Here is a 6,066-nt window from a genome sequence, read left to right as displayed (position 1 = left end):
TGTCAGAACTGGCCTATAATGCAGATAATGGCATTGTTCAACTGGCTTTTCGCCAGCCCTATGAAATCATTTCCAGGGTGAACAATTTATTACAGGCATTACCGAAATATGAAACAGGCGATACAGAAACAGACGCAAAAACCATACGTGGACAGGCATTGGCTATCCGCGCACATGCTCATTTTGACCTGCTCCGTTATTTTGCCACTTCTTATGATCGGAATTCCTCCGAATTGGCCATTCCTTATGTTACCAGTTTTGACCCCCTGAACCCGCTTACCATTCAGCCGGGCAGAAATACCGTAAAAGAAGTATACGATCAGATCTTCAATGACCTGGAAGATGCGCTGGTGGCATTTGATGCAGGAGGTAATCCCTCCGGAAATTCCTCGCGTTATTATATAGATCAAACCGTGGTATACGCCATGCGTGCCCGGATCAATCTCTATGCAAAGAACTGGCAGGCGGCAATCGATGACGCTACGGAAGCATTGAATAATCGTCCACTTACCAATGCCAGCGGTTATGTGGCTGCTTTTTCAAGGAACAATGAAGCCACGCCATCGAGCGAAGTATATTGGGCAATTCCTTCGGATAATGCACTTACACCAGGAGGGGCCATTTCTGGCGGAAACCCGAGTTACCGGGTAGCTACTCCTTTATCGAATGTCATTAAAGATCTGGGAGGTGCTTATGATGATGCGGGCATTATCCTGTTTAACCAAACCGGTATTGGTGGTTTCCAGCGGACAATCGTAGATAAATATGCAGGCGTAAACAGCTTTAAGGTATTCAGGGCAGGAGAGATGATGCTGATTCGTGCAGAAGCCAAGCATCATTTAGACGATGCAACAGCGCTGGATGACCTGAATGAACTTCGGGCTGCCCGTGGGGTAGAAGAAGGTACAGAAACAGGTGATGATCTGCTCGACGCCATTTTACTGCTTCGCCGGGTAGAACTCCTCGGGGAAGGCCATCGTTGGTTTGATCTGAAGCGTACCACAAGGATCATTAACCGAAGCGAATGCGGTGTGGCAGACGGCTCTTCTTCAAATAATTGCTCTGCCGGTGCAGATTCCCGTTCCTGGGCATTCCCTATTCCCTTTAACGATATCCGCGTAAACCCGAACCTTAGTCAAAATCCTGGTTATTGATAACCTGGCCGGTCTTTTTTTGCGCAAATTGAAGACCGCGCAAACGGTTGGCGTGGTTTAAAAAACTACTTATTCCTTATTTTGGGGCTTATATGAATAAGCCCCTTTTTTATTTCCTGGTCGGATCGTTTTGCTTACAGGCAACAAGTTTACCGATTGTTTCAATGGCACAAAATAATCCGAACCCGGTATCTGGCCAGCCATTAATTAACCCGCTTGACTTCGTTAACCCGTTTATCGGAACCACCAATGCAGAGCAACCCACCAAATGGGGTGCGGAAGGAGGTACTTACCCGGGTGCAGTTGCACCCTGGGGATTTGTTCAACTAAGCCCGGAAACCAAAACCGGCCATCTTAAAGGATACGATTACCGCGATTCAACCATCTATTTTTTCAGTTGCGCTAACCATAGCAGCGGTTATCCTAACGGGTCTGCCGGTACTATGAAAGTGCTGCCACTTGCCCATCCGAGGTTTCGTAAAAAACCTTCGGCAGGAAGGCCGTTCCGCCATGAACAGGAGAAAGCTTCGCCCGGTTATTACCAGGTTCAGTTCAGTGATGACCAGGGCTCGGCCGAAATGACCACGGCTGTGCACACAGGCCTTTTCCGCTTCCGGTTTCCAACGGGCGTGTTACCAAGGGTATACCTGGGTGAAATGGGCAAACTTACGCCCCGCTCTAAACGGCTTCTTTACAGCGAACGCCTCAACCTTTTGCTTTCCTTTCCAACAGATATGATGGGCATGGAAAATGTGGAAGACGGCACCATTCTCACGTTTGCACAAAAAACAGGTGATAATTCACTGCTAATGAAAATTTCGCTCTCCACCGTAGACGAAGCCGGGAGTATGCGAAATATGCAAACCGAATGCCCTGATTGGGAATTTGATCAATTCAAAAAAATCAACCAGCAACGATGGGCTGATCTGCTTAATACCATCAGCATCGAAGATGAATCTGCCGATAATAAAATAAAATTTTACACCGCACTTTACCATTCCTACCTGGTGCCCTGGATTATTTCGGATGTGGATGGCCGGTATAAAGGAGCCCGCGGAAAAATTTATCAGACGAAAGGAAAAAATCAGTACGGAAAATTCTCACCCTGGGATACCTATCGCAGTTTGCACCCGCTTTTAACGTTACTGCAACCGGCCGTTCAGGAAGATATGATCCGGTCTATGCTGGACGTTTTTGTCCAAACCGGAAAGCTCCCAAAAGGCCCTATGACCGGCTATCATTCCCTTCCGGTAATTTTAGATTCCTGGCGTAAAGGAATCAAAGGATTTGATATACAGCAAGCCTGGACAGCCATGAAAGCATCGCTCGACTCCAGTTTAGCAGAGCCTGATTTTGCGGAATATACCCGGCTTGGATATGTATCGGCAGCTTTTTCCGAATCCGTTACCAAAACGGTTGAATTTGCGTATAACGACTGGATCATGGCAGAAATGGCCAAAGAACTGGGCGATACAGCAGCTTATGCCCTGTATGCGCCCCGGGCCCTGAATTACCGGAATCTTTTTCATTTCCCTTCCGGATTTATAGTGCCCCGGAAAGGAACCGGCTTTATTGAAGAACCTGAAAGCAATGGGTATAAAGAAGGCGATAAATGGATCTATAGTTATGTCGTTCCGCACGATGCAAGAGGACTGGTTAACTTAATGGGAGGAGATGCTGAATTTTCGGCCAAACTCGATTCTGCGCTCTCAACCGGCCTTTTATTATTCGACAATGAACCTGCATTTCATGTTCCTTACCTCTTCAATTTTACGGACGAACCGGCCGTATCACAGGCATGGGTGCGCGAAATCATGCAACAGAAATTTCTCGCCCGTCCGGGTGGTATCCCCGGCAACGATGACCTCGGATCCATGTCGAGTTGGTTTGTTTTTAGTGCCATGGGATTTTACCCGGTTGCCGTTGGTGCCCCGGTGTATGAGATCGGATCACCCCTGTTTCAAAAAATGCATATCCGGTTACCAGGCGATAGATCCCTGGCGATCCTGGCACCGGAGAATTCATCGCGCGCAGTTTACCTGCAGTCTGTAGAACTGGACGGACAGCCTCTTAACCGGTTGTTCCTACAGCAGGCGGAATTGGCCAAGGCTGGCACCCTCCGCTTTAAAATGGGCGAAAAGCCGGCCAATGCTGCTTTTCAGGCAACTGTTTTTACCGGCAGGTCGGCAACGGAGCTGCCTGTGAAAGCCAAACTGGAAGCGGTTTATACGGCGGCTAAAAATGTTTATTCCAATGATAGCATCTGGATACAATTTACACTTTCTAATAAGGGAGCAGCGGGCATTTACCCTGTTCAACTATGGGTAAATGATCAACTCTATGGTACTAAAAACTGTTGGGTGCCGGCAGACAGTACCCTGCAGGATTCGGTGGCCCTGCAACTTTACCAACCAGGCAACCACCTGGTACGGCTTAATGAAGGCAGTGCACAACTGGTTCAGGTGGCGCTTCCACCCCGCGAACCGGCCAATAGCTATGTTATTGAAAAACTGGATGCAAAACCATTAGCCCCCCTTGGAAAAGAACACCAGCTTTTATTTACCATTAAAAACCAAACGGGCCGCCTGGATACGGCATTGGTGGCCATCAAAAACAACGGCTTGCTGGTTAAAGAAGAAACCGTGGTATTGCAACCCGGGGAACGTAAGCTGGTAGGCAGCAGTTTTATTCCAAAAAACCTGGGTATCCAACTGATTGAAATAGGCCAACAATCGGCCCGGGTGAAAACAGTGGAACGAACGATTGATAAAATGGTATTGGATGTGGCGATGGGTAAAATCAGGCCGGGCGAACAAGTGCCAGACTTATCCGGGCTTGGAAATAAGGGTAGTTATCGAAAGGAAACCAGGGTTATGGGCGATAACAGTACGCAAACCATCGAATACGTACAATTCGAAAATTCAGCCAGTCTTGATGAACTGGAAGAGGAAATCACCGTCATGGCCTGGGTTTTACCAGGTAAGCAGCGGGGCATGGCAGATATAATTTCCAAAGGCGACTTTATTGTGATTCAGCAAACCGGCCGAACCCTCAGTTTTTTTGCAGGCGGCTGGGGCCAGGGAAGCTGTGATGTAGCTCTGCCGGCAAACTGGGAAAACAAATGGCATCATATTGCCGCCGTTTGCAAAGGCCGGCTCTATACCCTTTATATAGATGGTGTTAAAGCCGGCTCTTTCGAAATTGATCGGGCGGTAAATTTATCGTCTCGCTTACGCTGGGTATTGGGCGGCAATGAAGAATTTCCGGATCAGCGCTATTTTAACGGCCGTATTAATGGATTCAAAGTTTTTGCGGCGGCATTAACGGCGGATGAAATTGAAGGAGAAATGTTGCCGATGGAATAATTGCTCCTGCGCTTAATGATGCCAGCCCCTGCCTACCTGATCAAAAACCCGGCATACAGCGGGTTCGGGTAAATTGCCTATTTGTTGCTTGTTGCAGGGATCGTACACCAATAGTTGCCGGATGGCCCTTTCCGTGTAATGGGTGGAAAGCCGTACAAAAAATCCTGCTTCACCAAATAATTCCACATACGCAACCAGCAGCTTACAAAGCGGGTCTCCCAGTAGAACAATCCAGTGAAAGGGCCTGCTTGCCAGAAATTCTGTACTTAATCCCAATAGATGCGGACATAACAAAGGTGTTGGCTCGGAAATAGGGGCCCGGTTTTTCCAATAGTAAAAATTAAAGCAGGTTTTACTGATTGCCCGATTTACCTGCTCTCTATCTTTTACCGGCAGGGGGGTACCCGGGCATGGTTGAAACGGATCAGTTCTGGCTGATCGGGCTGGTTGTACCTGGTATTGTAGTATCCAGGGCTTGCAGAAATCATACAACGCTTTGTCAATTTCACGGCCTGCTGCTTCATTGCAGGTACGGCAAAGTAAGCGCCTGCTTTTTATGGAGCTTCCCAGGGCACTGGGAATAATATGTTCCCAGGACTGATTGTTTTTATGGAGGGTATTGTTGCAGGAATAGCAGCGCGCCATTCCTGCAAAATATAGTATTTAAACCGATTAATTATCGGTTTAAATACTATACTTCAATACCAGGATTCCGCAATCAAATTTGATAGCATCCTGCAGTTGATACGCTTTTTTCTGCTCCAGGCTGCCAAAAACAGGCATGCCCTTGCCGATGGCCGACGGGTTAATGAATAAATACAGTTCATCAATCAGTTCAGCTTTGATAAGATCCTGTACAAACCGGTTACCTCCATATACAATTATATCTCCCCCTTCCTGCTGTTTCAGTTGATTAACTACGTCGGTAAGAGGACCCGCAGTAACGGTTGTATTATCCCAGGGAGAATTTTTTAACGTGTTACTGAACACTATTTTGGGTGTATCGGTAAATTTTTTGCCTGCAGCCTGTTCAGGATTCGTATCATCTGCCGCTACACCGGCCCAATGAGGAATAAATCCTTCGGCCAGTTTTCGGCCCAGCAAAATACTGTCTACCGGTTCTGTTAAGTCGGTTACATACTGTTCAATATCTTTTGTCCAGGGAAAATGAATAAAATCCATTTCTCCATTGGGGCCGCCCATAAACCCATCTATCGTGGTTTGTACCTGCAGTTTTAATTTGCGCATTTTTATTATTGATTAGGTGATGAATAGGTTACTAAATCTATCCCAATTCCATTAGGATCCTGCACGGCGAAATGCCGGTCGCCCCAGGGCTCGTCCCGCAGTTCTACCCGGATCGGCAGGTTTAACGCAGTGATTTTTTTATAAAGTTCGTCTACATGGTCTGTTTCAATCGTTACATACATGCCTTTTCCTTCAAAAGCCGGGTGAAACAGGGGCTGCTGGCTAGGATGATCGGGCAATAAAAAGCTGATTGCCCCTGAGATGATCGGGTGTATGTAACAACAAATAAAACTCTTTGC

At 47.2% G+C, this 6,066-nt stretch carries 5 protein-coding genes; 2 read left to right on the top strand and 3 right to left on the bottom strand.

Annotated elements, in window-relative coordinates:
• Positions 1 to 1,154 (top strand): RagB/SusD family nutrient uptake outer membrane protein (locus A1D16_RS13875; protein WP_290710492.1); only part of this gene is annotated, 1,154 nt, incomplete at its 5' end.
• 92 nt (positions 1,155 to 1,246) lie between these two features.
• A complete protein-coding gene (locus A1D16_RS13870) occupies positions 1,247 to 4,519 on the top strand; it encodes a GH92 family glycosyl hydrolase (protein ID WP_290710490.1) in 3,273 nt (1,090 codons plus the stop codon).
• A gap of 12 nt (positions 4,520 to 4,531) precedes the next feature.
• On the opposite strand, the gene A1D16_RS13865 is transcribed toward A1D16_RS13870, so the two are convergent.
• Genes A1D16_RS13865 through A1D16_RS13855 form a run of 3 tightly spaced genes read right to left on the bottom strand, consistent with a single transcriptional unit; the run spans position 4,532 to position 6,006 of the window.
• Positions 4,532 to 5,164 carry an HNH endonuclease gene (locus A1D16_RS13865; protein WP_290710488.1) on the bottom strand — a complete coding sequence of 211 codons (633 nt, stop codon included), beginning with the start codon at positions 5,162 to 5,164 and terminating at the stop codon, positions 4,532 to 4,534.
• A gap of 39 nt (positions 5,165 to 5,203) precedes the next feature.
• Positions 5,204 to 5,767 carry a dihydrofolate reductase family protein gene (locus tag A1D16_RS13860; RefSeq protein WP_290710486.1) on the bottom strand — a complete coding sequence of 188 codons (564 nt, stop codon included), beginning with the start codon at positions 5,765 to 5,767 and terminating at the stop codon, positions 5,204 to 5,206.
• Between the two features lie 5 nt (positions 5,768 to 5,772).
• A complete protein-coding gene (locus tag A1D16_RS13855; RefSeq protein WP_290710484.1) occupies positions 5,773 to 6,006 on the bottom strand; it encodes a VOC family protein in 234 nt (77 codons plus the stop codon).
• Positions 6,007 to 6,066 lie beyond the last annotated feature (60 nt).

Source organism: Flavihumibacter sp. CACIAM 22H1 (assembly GCF_001601815.1).
GTDB lineage: Bacteria > Bacteroidota > Bacteroidia > Chitinophagales > Chitinophagaceae > Flavihumibacter.
This window is presented reverse-complemented; position numbering and strand designations above follow the sequence as displayed.